This window comes from Micrococcus terreus, from assembly GCF_900116905.1.
In the GTDB taxonomy this organism is placed as follows: Bacteria; Actinomycetota; Actinomycetes; order Actinomycetales; family Micrococcaceae; genus Citricoccus; species Citricoccus terreus.
Genome location: NZ_FPCG01000007.1, coordinates 133104 through 155346, shown reverse-complemented (window position 1 = coordinate 155346; position 22243 = coordinate 133104). Strand labels below are relative to the sequence as shown.

The following is a 22243-nucleotide window of genomic DNA, read 5'->3' as shown; positions in this document are numbered from 1 at the left end:
CTCCCGGTGATGGGTGACGGGGATCGATGGTGGGGGTCGTGGGTCAGGCCCAGCGGCGGACGGCCCAGCGCTCCACGAGGCCGAGCAGTGCGTCCGAGAGCTTGCCGATCACGGCGAGCAGGATGATCGCCAGGATGAGCCGGTCGGTGCGGCCGTTGTTCTGGGAGTCGGTCAGCAGGAAGCCCAGCCCCATGGACGAGGCGATCAGCTCTGCCGCCACCAGGAACAGCCAGGCTTGGGCCAGGGCCAGCCGCAGTCCGGAGAACACCGCCGGGATGACGGCCGGCAGCTGGACCGTGCGCAGCAGGCGCAGGCCGTGGTAGCCGAAGGCCCGTCCGGCCTCCACGAGGTGCGGGTCCACGTGCCGCAGTGCGTAGTAGACGGTGGTGAACACCGGGAAGAACGCGCCGATCGCGATCAGCGTGATCTTGGACTCCTCGCCGATCTTCAGCCACAGGATCAGCAGCGGCACCCAGGCCAGGGAGGGGACCGCCCGCAGGGCTCCCACCACCGGCGCCAGCAGCGCGTCGGCCCACCGGGACAGGCCCAGCAGGGAGCCGACGGCCAGGCCCAGAAGCCCGCCGGAGAGGAAGCCCAGCAGCACGCGCTGCGCGGAGATGGCGATGTGGTGCCCCAGCTCCCCGCGGGCGGCCAGGTCCGTGCCGGCCTCCAGGACGGACAGCGGCGAGGGCAGCTGCACGGGGGAGAACAGGCCGGCGGCGGTCACCGCCCACCAGAGGACCACCAGCAGGACGGGCACCACCAGCGCGACGACGGCTCGGGTACCTGGGCGGGAAAGCGGACTGCGCGCCGGGTCGCCGGAGGGGCGGGCGGGTGCGGGGGGCGGGGTCTGCTCGGTGCGCTCGGCGGCGGTGGACGCGGTCACTGGACGGCCTTCTCGGCGAAGGAGGGCTCCAGGAGCTCGGACAGCGCCTGGTCCACGGCAGCCTGGTCGCGGACATCGCCGGTCTCCACGAAGATCGGGCCGACCTTCTCCAGCACGTCCAGCTGCGCCTGGCCGGGCACTGGGTCCACGTCGAGGTTCGAGCGTTCCTCGATCACGGTGGTGGCCACCTCGAGGTCCAGTCCGGCCACATCGGCAAGGATCTGGGCGGTCTCCTCGGGGTTCTCCAGGGCCCAGGTGCGGGCCTGCTCGTACACGTCCACCACGGTCTGAGCCAGCTCGGGGGACTCCTCCAGGAACGACTCGGTGGCGTTGAGGAACCCGTAGGTGTTGAAGTCCACGTTGCGGTAGAACAGCGTGGCCCCGGCCTGCTCGGCGCCGGCCATGATCGGATCCAGACCGGACCAGGCGTCCACGGAGCCGTTCTCCAGCGCGGAGCGGCCGTCGGCATGCTGCAGGTTCTGCACCGTCACGTCGGCGGGATCCACACCGGCCTCTTCCAGCGCCTGGATGAGGAAGAAGTAGGGGTCAGTGCCTTTGGTGGCCGCCACGTTCTTGCCCTCGAGCTGGGACACCTCGGTGATCTCCGAGTCGGCGGGCACCACCAGGGCGGACCACTCGGGCTGGGAGTACAGGCTGATCGTCTTGATGGGCGAGCCGTTGGCGCGGGCCAGCAGCGCGGCCGAACCGGCGGTGGAGCCGATGTCGATCGCCTCCGCGCGCAGGGCCTCATTGGCCTTGTTCGAACCGGCTGACTGGACCCATTCCACCTCGACGCCCTCGTCCGTCAGTTCCTCCTCCAGCCACCCCTTCTCCTTGATGACGAGGGAGAGCGGGTTGTAGGTGGCGAAGTCGATGGACAGCGTGTCCGCGGAGGAGCCGCCCCCGGCGTCCCCTCCGGCGCCGGTGCCGCCGGACGCGGAGTTCTCACCGGCCACGCAGCCGGTCAGGGCCAGGGCGGACACGGCGACGACGGCCAGCCCGGTCAGGGCGCGGGCACGGCGGGGCCGACCGGCTCGTCGGGTGGGGACAGAGGGGGCGATGCGCATGAGTGGCCTTTCGAGACGAAGCGTTCAGGTGAGTCGAGTCAGACGGTCGATGACCGCGAGATGGTGCCACGTGTCAGTGCTGTCAGAACTGACGAGCATGACAGGGGGATGAGGTGAGGCCGCAGCCGGGACCAGGTCCACCGGGGGTGGACCCGGCTCTTGGCCTGCAGGCGGCCCGAGGTCAGTGGGTCAGTGTCGGTGGGAGTCCACGCCGAGCCCCTCGAGCAGGGAGGAGCGCAGGGCGGCCAGTTCGGCCGAGCCCCGGTCGCGCGGGCGGCTGCCCGGGACGGTGAGCACCTGCCGCGTGGTGGCCCCTGGACGGTCCGGGTCGGACGGATCCGCGCCCAGCAGCAGGATGCGGTCGGCCAGCTGCAGGGCCTCGTCCACATCGTGGGTGACCAGCAGGACCGTGGTTCCGGTCTGGGCGTGGATGTCCAGCAGCAGGTCCTGCATCTTCAGCCGCGTCAGGGCATCCAGTGCCCCGAACGGCTCGTCCAGCAGCAGCACCCCAGGACGCCGGGCCAGTGCTCGGGCCAGGGATGCGCGCTGGGCCATGCCGCCGGAGACCTCTCGGGGCCGGCGTCCGGCTGCGGCCGAGAGTCCCACCAGCTCCAGCAGGAGGTCCACCTGCTCGGCGCCGGCACTGCGGCTGGTCCGGGAGGGCAGCCCCAGGGCGACGTTCTGGTGGATGGTGCGCCACGGCATCAGGCGCGGCTCTTGGAAGCCCATGGCCGTGCGGTGGTCATGCGGACGGACCGGCTCCTCGCCGATCAGCACGCTGCCGGAGAACCCCTGGTCCAGTCCTGCCGCCGCGCGCAGCAGTGTGGACTTGCCGCAGCCGGAGGCGCCGACGATCGCCAGGATCTCGCCGGGGGCGACCGTCAGGTCCACGTCACGCAGGACGGTCCGCGTCCCACCGTCCACGGGGAAGGACCGGCCCACGCCGCTGAAGGTGACCGGAAGGCTGCTGGAGGTGCCCGCTGAGGTGCGGGCGCCGTCGTCGTGAGCGGTGGACTGTCCGGGAGCGGCGGAGGAGGCCGGGCTGGACAGGGAGGGGGCAGTGGTGACTGCAGTCATGGTGAATCACACTCCATCGGTCCTGGCGGTAGCACCCTCGCCCACGGGGTGAGTGGGGGGTTGCTGCGGCGTCACGGAGCCAGATCTCTCAGCCGCTCTGGATGGTTCGTCTTTCCAGTAGGCCTGATTTTGCGCGGAACTGTCAATTTCTGCGGGCCTGTTGGCGTCATGCGCGGTCACGGGAGATGTCGCGGAAAGTCTGGACGAGTTGTCGGTCGAGACGGGGACGAAATCGTCAGCCCATGTGAGCAGGCGGTGAGGGGGCGGTGAGGGGGCGGTGGTGGCCGGATTCATGACGATGTGTGACTTGAGCGACGTTTCGGAGCTGGCGCGACCCGGGCATCAGGGTGCTAAGTTGTGACCACCCATCCAGAGCGGCCGAGAGATCTGGCTCGATGACGCCGCAGCAACCCGCCCATTACGGGGCCAGGGTGCTACCGCCAGGACCGATGGAGCAGTCACGCGACGATCCCACGGAAGAGCCCTGACGGGACGCGCTCGCGGGCTCTTCGCCAAGACGTTGTGTGGGCTTCCGAGGTCATGAACCGAGGAGCATCACATGAGCAAGATCATCACTCGCAGCCCGGGATCTCGCCAGCGCGGAGCCTTCACCGTCGGCCTGGTCGCCATCGCCCTGACCCTCTCCGCCTGCGGAAACGGTGCCCAAGCACAGAACCCCACCACTGGCCCTGAGTCCGCTGCCGCCTCGGGTGAGCCGGTCGAAGGCGGCCACCTGGTATTTGCCGACGTCGTGCCCGCACCGCGCTGGCAGACCCAGTCGGCCACCGACTACCGCCAGGCGAACGTGCTGAATTCGGTGCTGGACCGCCTGACCTACTACGACGCCGAGACCGAGACACTGGTGCCGTGGATCGCCACGGATTGGTCGCCCAATGACGACCTGACCGAGTGGACCTTCACCATTCGCGAGGGCGTGACCTTCTCTGACGGCACTCCTCTGGACGCAGAGGCCGTGGCACGGAATCTCCAGGTCTTTGGCGAGGGCATCACTGACGCGCAGATCCAGCCCAACCAGGACTACAAGAACTTCGTCTCGGCAGAGGTCACCGGCGACGATCAGGTCACCGTGACCCTCTCCGAGCCCAACGCGAACTTCGTCCGCGCCACCTCCTCGGTGACCAGCGGCCTGGTTGCACCCTCGGTCTTCGAACTCGACAATGCCGGTCAGAACGACATTGCCCAGGTCATCGGGTCCGGTCCTTTCACCTTCGAATCGCAGGTGCCCGATCAGGAGATCGTCTTCACCGCCCGTGAGGACTACGCCTGGGCTCCCGAGACCGCGGAGAACCAGGGTGCGCCCTATCTGGACGGCTTCACGCTGCGCTACCTGCCCGAGGTCGGCCACCGTGCCGGCTCCGTCTCGACGGGTCAGGCGGACCTGGTGCGCGGCATCCAGCCGGTGGACGAAGCCACCCTGGAAGCCGCTGGCCACAGCGTCTATGCAGCAGCCGGGACGGACCTGTCCTCCAACCACATGGCCGTCCGCTTCGAGAATGAGGAAGTCTCCGACGCACGCGTGCGTCAGGCCCTGCAGATCGGCACCAACCGCGAAGCCATCAAGCAGACCGTGCTCTCGGACAGCTACCAGCTCTCCGGATCGATCTTGAACCACGGTGCCCCGGGCTTCGTGGACCTCTCGGAGGACTTCGCCTACGACCCAGAGCGGGCCAAGGAACTGCTTGATGAAGCCGGGTGGACTGTCGGCTCGGACGGTATCCGTGAGAAGGACGGCCAGCGACTGGAGCTGACGGTTTCCGCCAGCTCGAACTCGGTGGTCATCAAGCCAGTGTTCGACCTGATGGTCCAGCAGTGGGCGGAGCTCGGTGTGAAGTTGACCAGCCGCGCCGGTGACAACACCTTCTTCTTGCAGGCCCAGACCGACGAGACGGTGCCGCTCTATGGCACCCGCGCCTTCAGCTACGGCGGGCTCGGTCCGCTCTACGGCTCCGGTGGAACCCTGACCTTGGCCGACGATCCCGAGTTCGACGAGCTGGTGGACCGCGCTAACGCCGAGGCCGACGAGGACGCCCGCAACGAGATCCTTGCCGAGCAGCAGGACTACATCGTCAACGAGCAGGCCCACGCCATCGTGCTGTGGGACGAAGTTCAGGTCTATGGCGCTCACTCGGGCACGCATGTGGAGTTCACCACCGGTGCGGCTCCGATCTTCCAGGGTGCCTGGAAGGAAGGAGAGTAAGCAGATGGCACGGTATGCCCTCGGTCGTGTCGGCCAGGCGCTGATCGTGATCTGGTTGGCCTACACCGTCGTGTTCCTGTCGGTGCAGCTGCTGCCCAGCGACCCGGTGACGATTTTCCTCTCAGCTGACGCTGCCCCGGATCCGGCGGTGGTGGCCGCGATGCAAGCGCAGTACGGCTACGACCAGCCACTGATCGTGCAGTACCTCGGTCAACTGGCCGGACTGTTCGTCGGTGACTTCGGCTATGCCTTGAGCGCCGGGCAAACGGTGGTCGAACGCATTGGCGGCGTCATCGGTTCCACCCTGGAATTGGCGGGCTGGGCGTTCGTCTTCGCCGTCGTCCTCTCCTTTGTCTTGGTGAGTGTGGCGAGCTTGGTGAAGGTGCGCTGGGTGCGTGCCGTGCTGGAGGCTTTGCCGCCGTTGTTCTCCTCGGTCCCGGTGTTCTGGGTCGGTCTGATCGCGTTGCAGGTCCTCTCGTTCCAGCTGGGCGTGATGTCGATATTCCCTGATGGATCGTTCCTCTCGCTGACGGTTCCGGTGGTGCTGTTGGGTGCTTACGTCTCCGCACCGATCGCGCAGGTGCTGTTCAAGGCGATCGAGCAGACCTACGCCCAGCCCTTCGTCGACGTGCTGCGAGCCAAGGGTGCCTCAGAAACGCGGATCTTCTTCGCGCACATCCTCAAGAACTCGGTCGCGCCAGCCTTCACCGTCATGGCGATGGCCGTCGGTGCGCTGCTGGCCGGATCGGTCATTACCGAGACGGTGTTCTCCCGCTCCGGGCTGGGCCAGATCGTCCTCCAGGGCGTCACCGCCCAGGACATCCCCCTGGTCCAAGGGCTGGTCCTGATCACGGCCACAGCGTTCGTGGTCTTCAACCTCATTGTCGATCTGCTGCACCCGCTGCTGGACCCCCGGGTCTTGAAGGCTCATCCGGCTGCTGCGGGAAGGACACGGTAATGGCACTGGGAATCGTAGAAGATGTGGTCGCTCACCAGCCCGGCCCAACCGCTGGGCCCGCTGCTGGACCCCATGATGCCAACGATCTGGAACCGGCCCGCGCTCGCCGTCGGCGCCGCGTGGACTGGGCACTGCTGTTGTCCGGTCTGCCGCTGCTGCTGATTCTGGGCTTTGCGTTCTTTCCGGGGGTCTTCACCTCGCAGGATCCGTTGAACGGCATTGCCACGCAGGTGATGCAGGGCCCCTCGGGTGAGCATTGGTTTGGCACCGACCACCTAGGCCGAGATGTCTTCGCTCGTGTGGTCTACGGGACCTCGCAGACCTTCCTGACCGCCGGGTTGGCTGTCTTGGTCGGGCTCGTGGTCGGCAGTGCGCTCGGATTGGCCTCGGCAACGCTGGGCCGCTGGGTGGACCCGGTCATCATGCGCCTGATCGACGTGCTGTTGGCCATCCCGTCCTTCCTCATCGCGCTGATCATCGTCACCGCCAGCGAGCCTGGACCGATCTCCTTGGGCATCGGCGTCGGTATCGGGTCGATCGCGACCTTTGCCCGGCTGACCCGCACCGAGGTCATGCGCATCCGTGCCTTGGACTACGTCGAAGCGGCACACCTCAACGGCGGCAACGCCTGGTCTGTGGCGCGTCGACATGTTGTGCCGAACGCGGCCGGGCAGATCCTGTCCCTGCTGGTCGTCGACTTCGGCGTCGCCATCCTGGCGATCTCCAGCCTCGGATTCCTGGGCTTCGGCGCCCCGCCACCCACCCCGGAATGGGGACTGATCATCGCCGAGGGGCGCCAATACTTGGGTGCCGCCTGGTGGATGACCACACTGCCCGGTCTTGTCATTGTCCTCACCGTCGTCCTGCTGGGCATCTTCGGACGATGCGTACAGAAGCAGCTGCGGTTCTAGGAGACTCTCATGACCATTCACACACACAGTCCCGCACACACGACGGCGGATTCCGCCCCAGTTCTTGTCGATATCCAGGACCTTCAGGTCACCTACGGGGACAGCTCGCCCGCCCTGGACGGAGTCGACCTAACGATCCGCCCCGGCGAGGTCGTCGCCTTGGTCGGCGAGTCTGGGTCCGGAAAGTCCACCCTGACCAAGGCCATCATTGGGCTGCTCTCGGGTAGCGGTCGTGTCACCGGCGGCACTCTGACCTTCGACGGTCAAGACCTGGTGAACGCCTCCACTGCGGAGTTCCGCAGGGTCCGGGGAACCAGGATCGGGTTGGTGCCTCAGGACCCTGGGGCCTCGCTCGACCCGGTCCGCACCATCGGATATCAACTCACCGAGGTGTTTCGCATTCACCCGCAGAAGGAGCTGCGATCCAAGGAATCCCAGCTTGCCGAAGCTGCACGCCTGCTGGACTTGGTGGGCGTCGACCGTCCTGAGCAGCGCCTGCGTCAGTTCCCCCACGAGCTGTCGGGCGGACTGAAGCAGCGTGTGCTGATCGCCATGGCCTTCGCGCTCAAGCCCGATCTGCTGATTGCCGATGAGCCGACCTCGGCCCTCGACGTCACCGTGCAGAAGCGTGTGCTGGAGGTCTTTGACCGGTTGGCCAAACAGACCGGGACAGCGGTGCTGTTCGTGACTCATGATCTGGCGCTGGCCACGGACCATGCCAGCCGAATTGTGGTGTTGCAAAACGGTCGCATTGTGGAGGACCGTGATGTCCGGGCCATCGCGACCGACCCGCAGCATGAGTACACCAAGCTGCTCGTTGATGCTGCAGGGCAGCGCACACCGGCCGATGATCTCCTGGAGCGCGCTCTGGCCGCCGCCGGGATCAAGGATCCGGTGCCGGATCTGGAGGCTCAGCTGTTGCCCGCTGTGGAAGTCCACGGACTGACCAAGGTCTTCGGCACGGGCGAGGCGGCACGGCGCGCCGTCGACGATGTGTCCTTCTCGGTGCCCGCGGGAACGACTTTCTCCTTGGTGGGAGAGTCCGGCTCGGGCAAGTCCACCACGGCACGACTGATCTTGCGACTGCTGCACCAGGACGTGGGAACCGTGCACGTCCACGGTCAGGACGTCAGCGACCTGACAGGTCGGCAGCGGCGTGACCTCTGGAAAGACCTGCAGTTGGTCTACCAGAACCCCGATTCTGCGCTCGACCCTCGGATGAGCATCGAGAAGATCGTCTCCGAACCCCTGGACAACCATCGGATCGGCACCCGCGCCGAACGCAAGGCGAAGGTCGCCGAACTCCTGGAGCAGGTCAACCTGCCTCCTCGGGTGGCAGCCGCTCGGCCGGCTGAACTCTCCGGAGGGCAGCGTCAACGCGTCGCAATCGCTCGAGCCCTGGTTCTGGGTGCCCGCACCATCGTGTTGGATGAAGCGCTCTCGGCTCTGGACGTACTCACCCAAGCGCAGGTCCTGGACCTACTTGATGCGCTGCAGCGTGATTTGGGCTTGACGTACATCTTCATCTCCCACGACCTGCACATCGTGGAGCAGATCTCCGACCGCGTCGGTGTCATGCAGGCCGGCCGCCTTGTGGAGAGCGGAACCGTGCGCGAGATCTTTGACTCTCCTCGCGAGCACCACACCCAGGCGCTGCTAGCAGCGAACCCCGGGAACCTGCTGCGCGAGCTCACCCCGGTCCACTAGGAGGACACAGCTCATGACGAACCACTCCACTACCGCCACAGGCGGTGCACAGGGGACTCGCCCGCGACTGATCATCAACGCTTTCCTCATGAATACTGGCAGCCACATCCAGGGCGGCCAGTGGCGACGCCCGGAAGCCCAACAGCACCGATTCAATGAGCTGAGCATGTGGCAGGAGCTGGCGCGGGAACTTGAAGACGCCAAGTTTGACGCAATGTTCTTCGCCGACGTCGTCGGCCTCTATGGGAATCACGACGGCGGATGGGCTGAGCACCTGCGCCATGGACTGCAGATTCCCTCGAACGACCCGGTCGTGCTGCTCTCTGCGCTGGCGGCGACGACGGAGAACATCGGCCTGGCCGCCACCAGCTCGATCATCCAGTCCCACCCCTTCCAGTTCGCCCGTCAGATGTCGACCTTGGACCATCTTTCCGGCGGCCGGGTGGGATGGAACATTGTGACGTCGGCCCTGGAAAACTCCCATCGGAACTTCGGTGCAGCTGGTCTGGAGAAGCACGATGACCGCTACGCCTGGGCTGATGAATACATGGACGTGGTCTACAAGCTCTGGGAAGGATCCTGGGACGACGGGGCACTGCTGCAGGACAAGGCCGGAAGTGTCTTCTCCGACCCAGAGCGGGTTGCCAAGATCCACCACCAGGGTGTTCGCTACTCTGTCGAAGGGCCGCACCTGTCCAGCCCTTCCCCGCAGCGGACCCCTCTACTGTTTCAGGCTGGAGCCTCCCCGCGAGGCCAGGAGTTCTGTGCCACACACGCCGAAGCCACGTTCACGGCGCTGGTGGATCCTTCCCATGCGGCCGAGTACACCGCCAAGGTGCGGGACCGTGCCGAATCCTTAGGCCGCGCGCGCGACAGCATCAAGTTCCTCCAAGGCTTCCACATCATCGTGGGGTCCACGGAGGCAGAAGTGCAGCGCAAGAGTGATGACCTGGAGCAGACTCTGGACATGGACTCCCTGTTGAGCCACATAGGAGGAAACCTCGGAGTGGACTTCGGCGGGCTCCCCTTGGACACCAAAATGAAGGACCTCACCACCGAGGGCGGCCAAGGACACTTGGCGGCTGTCCGCCGTGCGGCGAATACCGAGGACCCCACACTGGAGGACTTCGTGCGCTACCGGTCCATCAACAACCGACTGGCCGGAACACCCGAGCAGATCGCCGATGTCTTGGAACAGTGGCAAGACGCAGGCATCGATGGCATCAACATCATCAATTCCACTCTGCCCGGCACATATACCGACATCATCCAGGGGCTACTGCCCGAACTGAGACGCCGGGGGCTTGCGCAAGTCGAGTACGCGCCGGGCACACTGCGCCAGAAGCTCACCGGACAAGGCGACCGTTTGCCCGAGGGCCACCCCGGAGCAACATACCGCGGCGCGTTCGTTGAGTACTCCGCAGCAGCCACTGAACGCCCCCGGGAGCAGACTGAAGTGGAACCACTTCCCGTCGGCTCATGAAGGGAGTTCACCTGAGGCACCTGTCATGGGACGACACTTGGTTCGACCCGGTGCCCGCGGTGTGCTCGAATGAACCACGTACCCATCAAGAGCGGCCGAGAGACCTGGATCGACGACGCCGCAGCAACCCCCGCACAGACGGATCGGTGCTACCGCCAGGACCGATGGAAGGAGCATCATCGTGTCTGAATCCACTTTCCCCACCACCGCCTCCGGTCAGCGGGAGATCCTCTTCAACGCCTTCGACATGAACTGCGTGGCCCACCAGTCACCGGGTCTGTGGCGTCACCCGGAGGACAAGTCGCGCACCTACAACACCCTGGGCTACTGGACCAACCTGGCCCAGACCCTGGAGCGTGGCCTATTCGATGGACTGTTCATCGCCGACGTGCTCGGTCCCTATGACGTCTACGGCAACTCGGACGAGGCGACTCTGAAGGCCGGCACCCAGGTGCCCACCAATGACCCGATCCTCGTGGTGCCACCGATGGCCGCCGTCACCGAGAACCTCACCTTCGGCGTCACCGCCGGAACCGCCTACGAGCACCCTTACTCCTTCGCCCGCCGTCTGGCCACGCTGGACCACCTCACCGAGGGCCGCGTGGGCTGGAACGTGGTGACCGGCTACCTGCCCTCGGCAGCCCGCAACTTCGGTCACGACGACCAGATGGAGCACGACGAGCGCTACAACCACGCCGACGAGTACCTCGATGTGGTCTATAAGCTGCTCGAGGGCTCCTGGGAGGACGACGCCGTCGTCGAGGACCGTGAGAACGGTGTCTTCATCGACCCGACCAAGGTCCACCGCATCGAGCACGAGGGCAAGTACTTCAAGACCCCCGGCATTGCCTTCACCGAGCCCAGCAAGCAGCGCACCCCGGTGATCTACCAGGCCGGTGCCTCCACCCGTGGCCGCGCCTTCGCCGGCAAGCACGCTGAGGCCGTGTTCATCAACCCGCCGACCCCGGACCTGATCAAGGCCACCACCACCAAGCTGCGCCAGGCTGCGGTGGAGGCAGGTCGCGACCCGTACGACATCCGGATCATGTCCATGCAGACCATCGTCACCGGTGCCACCGACGAGGAGGCGCAGGCCAAGTACGAAGAGCTGGCCAGCTACACCGACGTCGAGGGCGGCCTGGTGCTGATGAGCGGCTGGATGGGCATCGACCTGTCTCAGTTCGACCTGGATGAGCCGCTGGGCGACGTGGAGTCCAACGCGATCCAGTCGACCATCGAGACCTTCAAGAAGGCATCCGGCGACGACGAGAACCCCTGGACCGTGCGCCGCATCGCCGAGTGGTGCGGTGTGGGCGGCTTCGGCCCGGTGATCATCGGCTCCGGTGAAACTGTGGCTCGCCGCCTGGCCGAGATCCAGGACGAGACCGACATCGACGGCTTCAACCTGGCCTACCACATCACCCCGGGCACCTTTGAGGACATCGTGGAGTACGTGGTGCCGGAGCTGCAGAAGCTCGGCCGCTACAAGACCGAGTACCGCGAGGGCACCATGCGCAACAAGCTCTTCGGCAAGGGTGACCACCTGCCGGAGAACCACTACGGCTCTCGGTTCGCCCTGCGGAACCGCCAGCTGGTCGGCTGACGGGCTGGTCGGCTGACAGGCTGGCCGGCCCAGCCTGGCCCGCCAGCCTCAGCCCGCGCCACCGGCCCCACCCCACGACGACGGCACCCCAGGTTCCCTGCACAGGGAACCTGGGGTGCCGTCGTCGTGCTCTCAGGGCGTCAGCTCACCGGGGGAGGTGACGCTCCGGGGCGGGGCGACTCAGTAGCGGTCGGGTCCGCCGCCCTCGTTCTCGAGGGACTGCGAGGGGTCGGAGACGGTGTCGGTGCCGACGGTGATCTTCTCCGAGCCAGCCTTGACGTTGCCCTGGGTCAGGTCAGCGCCAGCGGCGTCCTTCTGGCCCTTGGCGTCCTGGTTGTCCTTGATCTCGTTCACCTTGTCCGTCACCTTCTCGGTCACATCCTTCGCTGTGGTGGTGACCTGCTCGGCCACCACGGGTGCCTTGGCCTTGACGGTCTCCGTGGCCTCGTGGACCTTCTGCTGGGTCTTGGGGTCCTGCCAGAAGTTCTTGGCGTTGTTGCTCATCTTCTCGAGGTTGCGGCGGCCCTCCTGGCTGCCCAGAAGGTAGCCGAGAGCGGCGCCGATGCCGAGGGTGATCAGTCGCATGGTGATGTCTCCTATCGTGGCGGGGACTCAGTGGACTCCGCCGGTGGGGTGTCCTGAGAGAAGTCTTGTCCTGCTGGCCCCGCCGGTCAACTTACTCCCAGCGAACATCCAGGCAACTCGTGGCTCACATCACGTCGTAACGGCTGCGCACCATCTGATAGACGCCGTAGAGCATCAGCCCCGCACCCAACGCCCCCAGGGCAACCTCGCCGAAGGGCTGGGCGGCCAGCCCCTGCAGGGCGCCGTCCAGTCCCGTGGACTCCTCCGGCTCGGAGGTGGCGGTGGAGAGGATGAACAGGGTCCCCAGTGCGGCCAGTGCGGCTCCCTTGGCGATGTACCCCACGGTCCCCAGGGTGGTCACCGCGGTGTTCACCTTCTGCTCGGAGGAGTGCCGCAGGTCTGTGCCGAACCGCCGGGTGGTGCCCTTGTAGATGTAGTAGCCGGCCATCACCAGCAGTCCCGCACCCACCAGATAGAGCACGACGACGCCCGCCGGGTGGGCCATCAGGGTGGCGGTGAGCGATCGGGTGGACTCGGCGGAGTCATTGCTGCCGCCGAACGCGTAGGTGCCGAAGACCACAGCCAGTGCCGTAAACACGATCGCCTGACCGGCCGCCTTGCCCCGGGTCTTCCATCGGTCGGCACGGTCGGCGTCAGAACCGGCACCGGACCCGGAGGCAGGCAGCAGCACCTGTCCGGCGTTCCACAGGGCCAGGGCCACACAGCCGACCAGGCAGATCCAGATCAGCACGATCCCCCAGGGCATCCCGGAGAGGGTCTCCAGGGCGCCGGTGGTGTCGGTCTGCTCCTGTTCGTCGCCGGCCACCACGCGCAGCGCCAGGAACCCGATCACCAGGTGCAGCACGCCGTTGGCCACGAACCCCACCCGTGCCAGGCGCTCCAGCCAGGGGTGATCCGCCACGGACTGGGCGGCCTGGACGGTCTGATGGAGTGGGCGCTCTGCGGCGGGGCGGGGTGGCATGAGACCAGGGTGCCAGACTGGGGACGGTGAGCATAGATCAGCAGCGAGCAGGCGGTGGGGACGCATGGGCGGACTGGACCCAGTGGGCCCTTCAGCGGTGCTCTGACCAGCCGGGCACCTGGTTGGACTGGCCCTTCGACCCGCAGACGCCCGTGGCGAAGGTCCGTGGCCGTCCGCAGGGTCCGGCCCGCATGTTCGCGCTGATCTCGGGGCACCGCCTGAACCTCAAGTGCGAGCCGGAACTGGCCGTCCGGCTGCGTGCCGCGCAGGAGTTCGTCGAACCCGGGTGGCACATGTCCAAGCGCCACTGGAACACCGTCCGGCTGGACCTGCTGGCCCGGCTCGGCCCCGAGGAGCAGGGTTGAACTGCCTCACACTCGCAATGTCAAGCCGTGGAAGTGGAACTCCACGATGTGACGGAACAGCGGGGAATCTGGAGGCCAGCACCGGCAGACCGGCCCTGGAGGAGAGTCAGCTCAGGCTGCGGGCCGCGGGTCCTCCGGGGCCAGGCTCAGCCGGGCGTGGTGCCAGCGGTGGATGCCCTCCAGCAGCAGGCAGGCCACGGCACCGATCGCCACGGCGGCCAGCCCCAGGTCCAGCGGCGGCAGCTCGAACTGGTGGAACTGCTGGGAGATCGGCACGGTCAGCACCAGGAACAGCAGCACGTACATGGACCCGATCAACAGCAGCTTCCACCGGTTGAGCGGACGCGAGATCAGGTTCAGCACCCACAGGCCCATCAGGGTCAGCGTCATCACCGAGGAGGTCTGGATCTGCTGCACGGACACCGTCGCCGGGTCCTCCACGAACCACCGCGCGTACGCGTTCACCGCGAGCATGCCCAGCAGGATCACCACACCGGAGGGGATGGCGAACGTCAGGGCCCGGCCCAGGAACCCGGGCACATACCGCCGCGGGTTGGGCATCAGGGCCAGGAAGAACGTGGGCAGTCCGATCATCAGGAAGTCCACGGTGGAGGCCTGCCTCGGCAGCAGCGGGAACTGCCAGGCGAACAGGGAGAACACCACGCCGAACAGCACGGCGTAGGAGGTCTTGGTCAGGAACATGTGCGCCAGCCGCTCCATGTTCGCGATCACCTTGCGCCCCTCGGCCAGCACGGAGGGCAGCCGCGCGAATTTCCCGTCCAGCAGCACCATCCGGGACACCGCCTTGGTGGCCGGCGCTCCGTTGCCCATGGCGATCCCCAGGTCCGCGGTCTTCAGCGCCAGGGCGTCGTTGATGCCGTCGCCGGTCATCGCCACCACGTGCCCGCGGGACTGCAGCGCCTGCACCATCGACTTCTTCTGGTCCGGGGAGACTCGCCCGAACACCGAGTGCTCCTCCAGCACCCGGGCCAGCTCCTCGGGGTCCTCGGGCAGTCGCCGCGCGTCATAGCCGTCGCCCACCAGCTCCATCCCGACCTCGCGGGCCACGGCGGCCACGGTGCGCGGGTTGTCCCCGGAGATGACCTTCAGCGCCACGCCCTGTTCGCGGAAGAACTCCAGGGTCTCGTGCGCGTCACTGCGCACGTTCTCCCGGAAGGTCAGCACGGCCTCCGGCATCAGCGCTGCGGGCAGGTCCTCGCCGGCACCGAACCAGGTTCCGGCCTCCTCCGGCACGGCATTCCCGACGGCGGCGGGAGACAGGGAGCGGGCCAGCACCATGGTGCGCAGTCCCTGGGACGCGCTGGACTGGCACTGCCGCTCGAGCCGCTGCACGTGGTCCGGATCCAGGTGGTCGCCTGCGGCGTCCAACACCACTTCGGGTGCGGCCAGCACCCAGGCGCCTCGGAGACTGTCCGCTGGGGCTGACGCAGGAGCGGAGGGGGCGGCGGAACCGGACGTGGCAGCGGAAGGTGACGGGCCGTCGTCGGGAAGGCCTGGAGAGGTGGGGGTGCCGAAGGCGACCGCGCTCCACCGGCGGGCGGAGGAGAAGGCCACCTGCGCCGTGGAGCGCTCAGCGGGACGCTGGGTGAAGGCCTCACGCAGGGCCAGCGTGGTGGGGTTGGCGTTGGGGTCGGCGCCGAACCAGGCGAGCACCTGCCGCCAGGGCTGGGGCTCGGCGGGCTCGGCGGCGTCGGAACCGGCGTCCATGACCACGCCGGGGTGGGCCGGGGTGACGGTGTCGAAGACGATCCCGCCCTCGGTCAGCGTGCCGGTCTTGTCCAGGCAGACGGTGTCCACGCGGGCCAGGATTTCCACGGCGGGCTGCTCCTGGATCAGCACCTTCTCCTGCGCCAGCTTCAGGGCCGCCACCGCGAAGGAGATGGTGGTCATCAGGGCCAGGCCCTGCGGGATCATCGAGGTGATGGAGGCGACGGCTGCGACCACGGCGGGCTCGAAGGCGTCGTTCTCCAGCACGTACGCCCAGCCGCCCACGGCCTGGACCTGACCGTGCACGATGATCGCCACGATCGGCACCAGGGCGATGGTCAGCCACTTGGCCACGGTGTCCAGGGCGCCGCGCAGCTCGGAGTGGATCTTGGAGAACTTGCGCGCCTCGATCGCCAGCTGGGAGGCATGGGAGTCCGCGCCCACTGCGGTCACCCGGAAGATCCCGTACCCGGAGAGCACCGCCGAGCCGGAGAGCACGCCGTCCCCCACGGACTTGGCCACCGGATCGGACTCGCCGGTCAGCAGGGACTCGTCGATGTCCAGTCCGTCGCTGGTCAGCACGATCCCGTCCGCCGGGACCTGGTCGCCGCGGCGCAGCACCACGGCGTCGTCCAGCAGGATCTCCTCCAGGCGCACGTCCGTCTCGGCGCCGTCCCGCAGCACGTGTGCGGCGTCCTGGTGCAGCAGCGCGATCCGGTCCAGCTTCCGCTTGGCCGAGTACTCCTGGATCACGCCGATCACCACATTGGCCACGGCGGCCAGGCAGAACACGAGGTCGAACCAGCGCCCCAGCACGATGATCGCCACCGCGCAGGCCCCGATCGCCAGGTTGAACAGGGTCAGCACGTGCACCCGCAGGATCTTCCAGATCGAGCGGGAGGTGTCCTTGGGCTGACGGTTGGTCAGTCCGGCCTCTTCACGGACCACGATGTCGGCCCCGTCCAGTCCGCGTCCGGCCAGGACGTGGTCCCCGGGCCGGGTCAGGCCGTGCACTCCGCGCCGACCCAGGTGGTGGCGGCGCTTCTGTTCGTGGGGGTGCAGGTCGGCGCCGTCCTCGTGTTCGGCGTGGGCGCCGAGGGGGGAGGCGTCAGCGGTGCGCAGGTCCGTCACTCCGGGGGGCACGTCACGGTCCGGCTCGCTGTCCTGTCGGCGCCTCACGTGCGATGTCCCCCTGGTGCTGCTGTCGGTCGTCAGTGGTGCCGGTGCAACCCGGTGCGGGTGCCGTGCCGGCGGGTGGATGCGATGCGGGCACAGCGCGGTGCGGCCCACCCTCGAGAGTAGTGGCCAGGGAAGCGCCGCGCCCTCCCTCTCCGGGGCGAATCCGGGGCACGCCCGGGTCATCCCTGAGGATGACGCACGGGGACCTGGGTGGACGCCGGCTCCGCGCGGGACGGAGTAGCCTGGCCGGATGGCCCAGCGGATCTACAGCACCACCGTGACCAACGACGGCGGCACCGCCGGGTGGGTACGGGTCAGTGACGGTCCGCAGGTGCAGACCGGTCCGCCGAGCGATCCCTCGCAGGGGGTGAATCCGGAGCAGTTCCTGGGCATGGCGTGGAGCACCTGCCTGAATGCGACCGTGGAGGCCGTGCTGCGTGACCGCGGCGTGCTGGGGGCGGACGGTGCTCCGGTGCGCAGCCGGGTGAGCGTGCAGCTCAGCCTGATCCGCGAGCCCGGTGGGGAGTACGCGTTCGTCCCGGAGGCGACCGTGTCCGTGGAGGAGTCGGCCGGCCTGTCCGAAGGCGAGCTGCAGGACGTGGCGCAGGCGGCGCATGCGCGGTGCCCGGTGTCCAAGCTGCTGACCGGACGCGGGGATCCGGTGGTGGTCCGGGCGGCTGCCTGGGACGAGGGGGCCGAGGGCGCCGAGGACGCCGAGGACGCCGAGGGAGGAGCTCACCGCGTGGGCGACCCTGTTCGTGTGACCGGAGAGGGCCCGGAGAGTACTGAAACGGTCACAGGAACGGTGACGGACACGCGCGCTCAGGTCGATGACCCCCTTCCCGGGACAGGGCGGACCTCGGGGACGGGCGGATCTGTCCCGGGAAGGGGGTCGGAGCAGTCCGGCCCCGCATCCGATGGCGCAGGGGAGGCTCGGTGAGCGCGCAGCCCGCATCTGCCGACCAGCCCGACACCGCAGCCCCGCAGCCCGCCGCAGCGCCGAACACCACCCCGTTCATCGAGTTCCGCGGGGTCTCCAAGACCTACCCCGCACGGCGCCGGGCCGGGACCGTGCACGCGCTGCAGGGCATCGACCTGCAGATCGCTCCGGGCGAGGTCTTCGGGGTGGTGGGCGAATCAGGCTCCGGCAAGTCGACCCTGCTGCGCCTGGTCAACCGCCTGGAGACCCCCACGCAGGGCAGCGTCCTGGTGGACGGCACCGACCTCGCCACGCTCTCCGCCGCCGCCACCCGGGCTCGCCGCCGCCGGATCGGCATGGTCTTCCAGCAGTTCAACCTCCTGGCCAACCAGACCGTGTACGCCAATGCCGCCATGCCCCTGCGCCTGGCGAAGCGAGGCAGTGAGGTGAGCGGCCGTCGTCGGGAGACAGCGCCGCAGGCGCTGAGCGCACCCTCACGCCGGGACGCTGAGCGAGCGCGCGTGATGGAGCTGCTGGACTTCGTGCGGATGTCCTCGCATGCGGACAAGCATCCGAGTCAGCTCTCCGGTGGGGAGCGGCAGCGGGTGGCGATCGCCCGGGCGCTGGTGACCAAACCGGACGTGCTGCTGTGTGATGAGCCCACGTCCGCGCTGGACGGGCATCACACGGAGGAGGTCATGGGGATCCTCAGCCGGGTGCGGACCGAGCTGGGCACCACCATCCTGCTGGTCAGCCACGAGCTGGACGTGATCAAGGGGATCTGTGACCGGGCCGCGGTGCTGGAGGGCGGGCGGCTCACCGCGCTGGTGGACGTGGCCCCGCCGGACGCCCGCGAGGCCTTCGACTCCTACGCCGAGCGCGCCCAGCGGTTCCTCGGCCCGCACACCCCGGCCGCCGAGGCCCCAGCCGCCCCGGAAGGTGAGGGCTGATGGAACAGATCCTGCAGAACCTGCGCGACCAGCTGGACCGCTACCAGTCGGAGATGCTCGGATCCATCCTGGAGACCGGGGTGATGCTGGGCAACGCGCTGCTGGCCGCGGTGCTGATCGGGCTGCCGCTGGGCACGCTGATGTACCTGACCCGCCCGGACGGGCCGCAGCCGCGCCGCACCGTGTACGCGGTGGCCAACGGGTTCGTGAACGTGGTGCGCTCGGTCCCGTTCCTGCTGTTCGTGGTGGCACTGATCCCGTTCACCCGGTGGCTGGTGGGGACCTCGTTCGGGACCACGGCGGCCTCGGTCCCGCTGGCGTTCATTGCGGTGGCGCTCTACGCCCGGTGGGTGGAGCAGACCCTGCTGGACGTGCCCGAGCAGACGGTGGAGCTGGCCGACTCGCTGGGCGCCACCACCGGCCAGCTCGTCACGCGCTTCCTCTACCCTGAGGCCAGGTCCGGTCTGGTGCTGAGCCTGACCACGGTGACCATCTCCCTGATCTCCTACTCGACCATCATGGGCGTGGTGGGCGGCGGCGGTGTGGGCGACTTCGCCATCCGCTACGGCTACCAGACCTACGAGGAGGAGATCATGTACCTGACCATCCTCATCATGATCGTGCTGGTGATGCTGGTGCAGCTGCTGGGCAGCACGATCGCCCGCGGACTGGACCGGCGCCGCCGCTGACCGTTTCCCCTGAATCACTCGACCGCATCATTCACATCCCTGAAAGAGGTAACCCCCGTGCTGTTCTCCCGTTCTGACCGCTCCTCCGGATCTGCCGGCTCGTACTCCCGCCGCGCCCCGCTGCGCGCCCGAGCTCTGGCCGCCACGGTGCTGGCCGGTTCGCTGCTGGCCGTGACCGCCTGCGGCGGTGGAGCCAACGACGACGGCGCCGCAGGGTCTGCAGGCGAAGGCGGCTCCGGCGGTGGTCAGGACACGGTCATCAAGGTGGCCTCGCACCTGCCGCCCATGACCGATGTGGTCAAGAAGGCCGGTGAGGTCGCCGCCGAGGAGGGCTACACCGTGGAGCTGGTCCAGGTCAGCGACAACGTCCAGTACAACCGCCTGGTGGCCGACGGTGAGGCCGATGCCTCCTTCGCCCAGCACAAGCCGTTCATGGAGAAGTACAACCAGGAGAATGACGCGGACCTGGTGCACGTAGCGCCGATCTACGACGCCAAGGTCGGCTACTACTCGAAGGACTACACCTCTCTGGAGGAGATCCCGCAGGGCGCCAAGGTGGCCATCCCCAACGACGTCTCCAACGAGGGCCGCGCCCTGGCGATCCTGGACGACCACGGGCTGATCACCTTGAAGGAGGGCGTGGGCTTCGAGGGCCGCGTGGGCGATGTGGAGGAGAACCCCAAGGACCTCGAGTGGGTCCAGGTGGACCTGCTGAACCTGCCCAGCGCCTACGAGGAGGACGGGATCGCCCTGGTCTACAGCTACCCCTCGTACATCGCCAAGGTGGGGCTGACCCCGGATGACGCCGTGGTGCTGGAGGAGAACGTGGACCAGCGCTTCTCCATCTCCCTGGTGGCCCGCGAGGACAACGTGGACTCGGAGAAGATCCAGGTGCTCAAGGACGCCTTCACCTCGGACGAGGTCAAGGAGTTCCTCGAGGCCAACAACACCCTGGTCCCCTCCTTCTGATCCAGAGCACGAGGTCCAGCGCGGTGAGTTCATCGATTCCCGCCCCGATCCACTCGATGTTCCCTGAGGTGGCTGCCTGGCTGACCCAGCGTGGCGCCGAGGGGCTGGCACCGGACCTGCGGTACAGCGCGGTCTTCTCCGAGCAGAGCCTGGCACCGGGCACCCAGGAGTTGGCCGAGTTCTGGGAGACCGGTGCCTGGATCAGCTGGCTCGGTGGCCCGGCGGTGGACCCGGGTGGGTGGCCATGCAACGCCGAGGGGCGGCCACTGGCCCATGTGGCCACGTTCCATCTGGGCGGCGTGGACGCCCTGCATGTGGAGAGCCGCCGCGCCTGGCCGCAGGAGCAGATCCAGGAGGGCCTGCCCACGGAGGGGGTGCTCCAGGTGTTCCACGATCTGCAGACCTACGGGTACGAGCTCGAGGACAGCCAGGCCCGCGGCTGGCTCGTCCAGTGGCTGCCCGGTCCCGAGCAGGATGCCTCTCGCCGGCCGCTGGTCCGTCCGCCGGAGGATGTGGAGGTTCCCAGCGAGGTGTGCCAGCCCGGGCTGTTCATGCCCGGGTTCACCCTGCCCTCGTCCTTGGAGCACCGCGACGATCAGGCGCATTCCTTCGAACAGCATGACGAGCTGGTCGAGGAACTGGCCGGCAGCTGGCAGGTCCAGCGCGGACTGGAGCCCACCCCGGGGTGGACGATCCCGTTCACGCACGTCTACGGGCACAGCTCCTCCGGATCCGCCGTGCCCCTGGACGAGGTTCTGCCGGAGGCACTGCCCCTGGAGGGGGAGGACGAACACCGGCTGGTGTTGGAGATCGAGTCGTGGACCACGCTGAACGGGTGGTTTGGGGACGCGTCCAGCCTGGAGGTGTGGATGCGCGCCTCGGACCTGGCCCAGCGCCGCTTCGACCACGCCTGGTGCATGATCCGCACCGACTGAGACAGCTGGTCCTGTTCGAGCAGCGGGCGGCCGGTACCCTCGAGACATGCGGCTGACCACCGGACTGTTCTCGGCACCACTGGAGCGGCTCCGCGGCAGCCTGCTCTACACCTTCTCCGGGGACCGGTCTGGTCAGGTGCCCGCCTGGCAGCTGGAGCTCGCCCAGGGAGGGGATCCCGGGCACTTCGGACCGGACTCGGCGGTGTGGACGGTGCACGGCGGGATGTCCACCATCCCGGCGGGCATTCGGGCGCTGCTGGTCCAGGCGCTGCACCCCGGGGCGCTCGCCGGCGTGGCCGAGCACTCGGACTACCGGGCCGATCCCTTCGCCCGGCTGGCCGGGACCATCCGCTGGATCTTCACCGTCACCTACGGCTCCCGCGAGCAGGCGCGTCAGGCCTGCGAGCACGTGCGGCGGCTGCACGTGCCGGTCCGGGGCGAGTACACCGCCGGCGACGGCAGCCGGCGGCGGTACTCCGCCAACGATCCGGGGCTCTCGGAGTGGGTGCACCTGGCGTTCACGGACGCGTTCCTGTCCAGCTACGAGCACTTCGTGGGGCCGGTCCCTGCCCCGCCGGGAACGCCGGAGGGCGTCTCCGGTGCGGACGCCTATGTGGCCGAGTGGGCGGTGGCCGGCGAGCTGATGGGGGTGCAGGATCCGCCGCGTACCCGGGCGGCGCTGAGGCAGCGCCTGCAGGACCACGACGACGACCGGCAGCTGGCCGGGGGCGCGCGGGTGCAGGAGGTGGTCGGCTTCCTGAAGGACCCGCCGTTGGAGGCGAACCTGAAGCCCGGGTACCGGGCACTGTTCCTGGCAGTCGTCGACTCCCTTCCGGCACGGCACCGGGAGCTGACCGGACTGCGCGGGACCCCGGCCCCGGCACTCACCCGGCTGATGGGCAGGGTGACCCTGCGGGTGATCGGGCGGGTGCTGCCCCGGCCGGGCCCGGCCGAGCAGGCCGCGCGCCGCCGCCAGGACAGGCTGGGGACTCCCGGGCGGTGATCTGATCCCTCTGGCAGAGTGGGAGCGGA

The 22243-nt window shown here is 68.1% G+C and carries 19 protein-coding genes and 3 riboswitches; of the genes, 13 read left to right on the top strand and 6 right to left on the bottom strand.

The annotated features are described in order from the left end of the window. Window positions 1-43 precede the first annotated feature (43 nt). The 3 genes from BM355_RS09700 to BM355_RS09690 form a co-directional block, all read right to left on the bottom strand. Window positions 44-886: an ABC transporter permease gene (locus BM355_RS09700; RefSeq protein ID WP_091697812.1), complete on the bottom strand. Its 843-nt coding sequence runs from the start codon at window positions 884-886 to the stop codon at window positions 44-46. After that, window positions 883-1953 (bottom strand): aliphatic sulfonate ABC transporter substrate-binding protein, encoded by a 1071-nt coding sequence (locus BM355_RS09695; protein ID WP_091697810.1) that lies wholly within the window; start codon window positions 1951-1953, stop codon window positions 883-885. The genes BM355_RS09700 and BM355_RS09695 overlap by 4 nt, the downstream gene beginning before the upstream one ends. Window positions 1954-2142: 189 nt before the next feature. Continuing rightward, window positions 2143-3030 (bottom strand): ABC transporter ATP-binding protein, encoded by an 888-nt coding sequence (locus BM355_RS09690; RefSeq protein ID WP_091697807.1) that lies wholly within the window; start codon window positions 3028-3030, stop codon window positions 2143-2145. 10 nt (window positions 3031-3040) lie between these two features. Beyond that, window positions 3041-3138, bottom strand: a riboswitch (SAM riboswitch). 254 nt (window positions 3139-3392) lie between these two features. Further along, window positions 3393-3486: riboswitch (SAM riboswitch) on the top strand. A gap of 103 nt (window positions 3487-3589) precedes the next feature. Between BM355_RS09690 and BM355_RS09685 the strand changes: the two genes are divergently transcribed. The 6 genes from BM355_RS09685 to BM355_RS09660 all read left to right on the top strand — a co-directional run bounded on the left by BM355_RS09685 (window position 3590) and on the right by BM355_RS09660 (window position 11910). After that, on the top strand, window positions 3590-5248 hold the full coding sequence (locus BM355_RS09685; protein ID WP_091697804.1) for an ABC transporter substrate-binding protein: 1659 nt from the start codon (window positions 3590-3592) through the stop codon (window positions 5246-5248). After that, complete coding sequence (locus BM355_RS09680) at window positions 5166-6206, top strand: ABC transporter permease (protein WP_245760721.1); 1041 nt, start codon at window positions 5166-5168, stop codon at window positions 6204-6206. Before BM355_RS09685 ends, BM355_RS09680 begins: the two co-directional genes overlap by 83 nt. A gap of 119 nt (window positions 6207-6325) precedes the next feature. After that, entirely contained in the window at window positions 6326-7117 is a 792-nt protein-coding gene (locus tag BM355_RS09675) for an ABC transporter permease (protein WP_245760720.1), read from the top strand. Window positions 7118-7126: 9 nt separating this feature from the next. Further along, window positions 7127-8824: a dipeptide ABC transporter ATP-binding protein gene (locus BM355_RS09670; RefSeq protein WP_091697797.1), complete on the top strand. Its 1698-nt coding sequence runs from the start codon at window positions 7127-7129 to the stop codon at window positions 8822-8824. Window positions 8825-8912: 88 nt separating this feature from the next. Continuing rightward, window positions 8913-10307: an LLM class flavin-dependent oxidoreductase gene (locus BM355_RS09665; RefSeq protein WP_245760719.1), complete on the top strand. Its 1395-nt coding sequence runs from the start codon at window positions 8913-8915 to the stop codon at window positions 10305-10307. A gap of 79 nt (window positions 10308-10386) precedes the next feature. Further along, a riboswitch (SAM riboswitch) is annotated at window positions 10387-10478 on the top strand. Window positions 10479-10488: 10 nt separating this feature from the next. Then, the gene (locus BM355_RS09660; protein WP_281247575.1) at window positions 10489-11910 is read left to right on the top strand and encodes an LLM class flavin-dependent oxidoreductase; all 1422 of its coding nucleotides are present in this window, start codon (window positions 10489-10491) and stop codon (window positions 11908-11910) included. A gap of 180 nt (window positions 11911-12090) precedes the next feature. Here BM355_RS09660 and BM355_RS09655 read toward each other — a convergent pair whose 3' ends face one another. Beyond that, window positions 12091-12495, bottom strand: coding sequence for a YtxH domain-containing protein (locus tag BM355_RS09655; RefSeq protein ID WP_091697789.1), 405 nt, complete (start codon window positions 12493-12495; stop codon window positions 12091-12093). Window positions 12496-12619: 124 nt separating this feature from the next. Beyond that, on the bottom strand, window positions 12620-13477 hold the full coding sequence (locus BM355_RS09650; RefSeq protein WP_177227910.1) for a DUF1206 domain-containing protein: 858 nt from the start codon (window positions 13475-13477) through the stop codon (window positions 12620-12622). 26 nt (window positions 13478-13503) lie between these two features. On the opposite strand from BM355_RS09650, the gene BM355_RS09645 reads away from it, so the two are divergent. Next, on the top strand, window positions 13504-13842 hold the full coding sequence (locus BM355_RS09645) for an MmcQ/YjbR family DNA-binding protein (RefSeq protein WP_091697891.1): 339 nt from the start codon (window positions 13504-13506) through the stop codon (window positions 13840-13842). Between the two features lie 111 nt (window positions 13843-13953). Here the strand turns inward: BM355_RS09645 and BM355_RS09640 are convergent, their stop codons facing one another. Continuing rightward, window positions 13954-16713: an HAD-IC family P-type ATPase gene (locus BM355_RS09640; protein WP_245760718.1), complete on the bottom strand. Its 2760-nt coding sequence runs from the start codon at window positions 16711-16713 to the stop codon at window positions 13954-13956. Between the two features lie 286 nt (window positions 16714-16999). Here BM355_RS09640 and BM355_RS09635 point away from each other — a divergent pair, with 286 nt between their 5' ends. From BM355_RS09635 to BM355_RS09610, 6 genes are read left to right on the top strand one after another with little or no spacing between them, the layout of a single operon-like run. Next, window positions 17000-17689, top strand: a complete 690-nt coding sequence (locus tag BM355_RS09635) for an OsmC family protein (RefSeq protein ID WP_091697782.1) — start codon at window positions 17000-17002, stop codon at window positions 17687-17689. Next, on the top strand, window positions 17686-18618 hold the full coding sequence (locus BM355_RS09630) for a methionine ABC transporter ATP-binding protein (RefSeq protein WP_245760717.1): 933 nt from the start codon (window positions 17686-17688) through the stop codon (window positions 18616-18618). Before BM355_RS09635 ends, BM355_RS09630 begins: the two co-directional genes overlap by 4 nt. After that, a complete protein-coding gene (locus BM355_RS09625; RefSeq protein WP_091697779.1) occupies window positions 18618-19307 on the top strand; it encodes a methionine ABC transporter permease in 690 nt (229 codons plus the stop codon). Before BM355_RS09630 ends, BM355_RS09625 begins: the two co-directional genes overlap by 1 nt. Window positions 19308-19364: 57 nt before the next feature. Then, window positions 19365-20276, top strand: a complete 912-nt coding sequence (locus BM355_RS09620) for a MetQ/NlpA family ABC transporter substrate-binding protein (RefSeq protein ID WP_245760716.1) — start codon at window positions 19365-19367, stop codon at window positions 20274-20276. Window positions 20277-20299: 23 nt separating this feature from the next. Next, entirely contained in the window at window positions 20300-21211 is a 912-nt protein-coding gene (locus BM355_RS09615; RefSeq protein ID WP_143109469.1) for a DUF1963 domain-containing protein, read from the top strand. Between the two features lie 46 nt (window positions 21212-21257). Continuing rightward, window positions 21258-22214, top strand: a complete 957-nt coding sequence (locus BM355_RS09610; RefSeq protein WP_091697773.1) for an oxygenase MpaB family protein — start codon at window positions 21258-21260, stop codon at window positions 22212-22214. The last annotated feature ends 29 nt before the right edge of the window (window positions 22215-22243 follow it).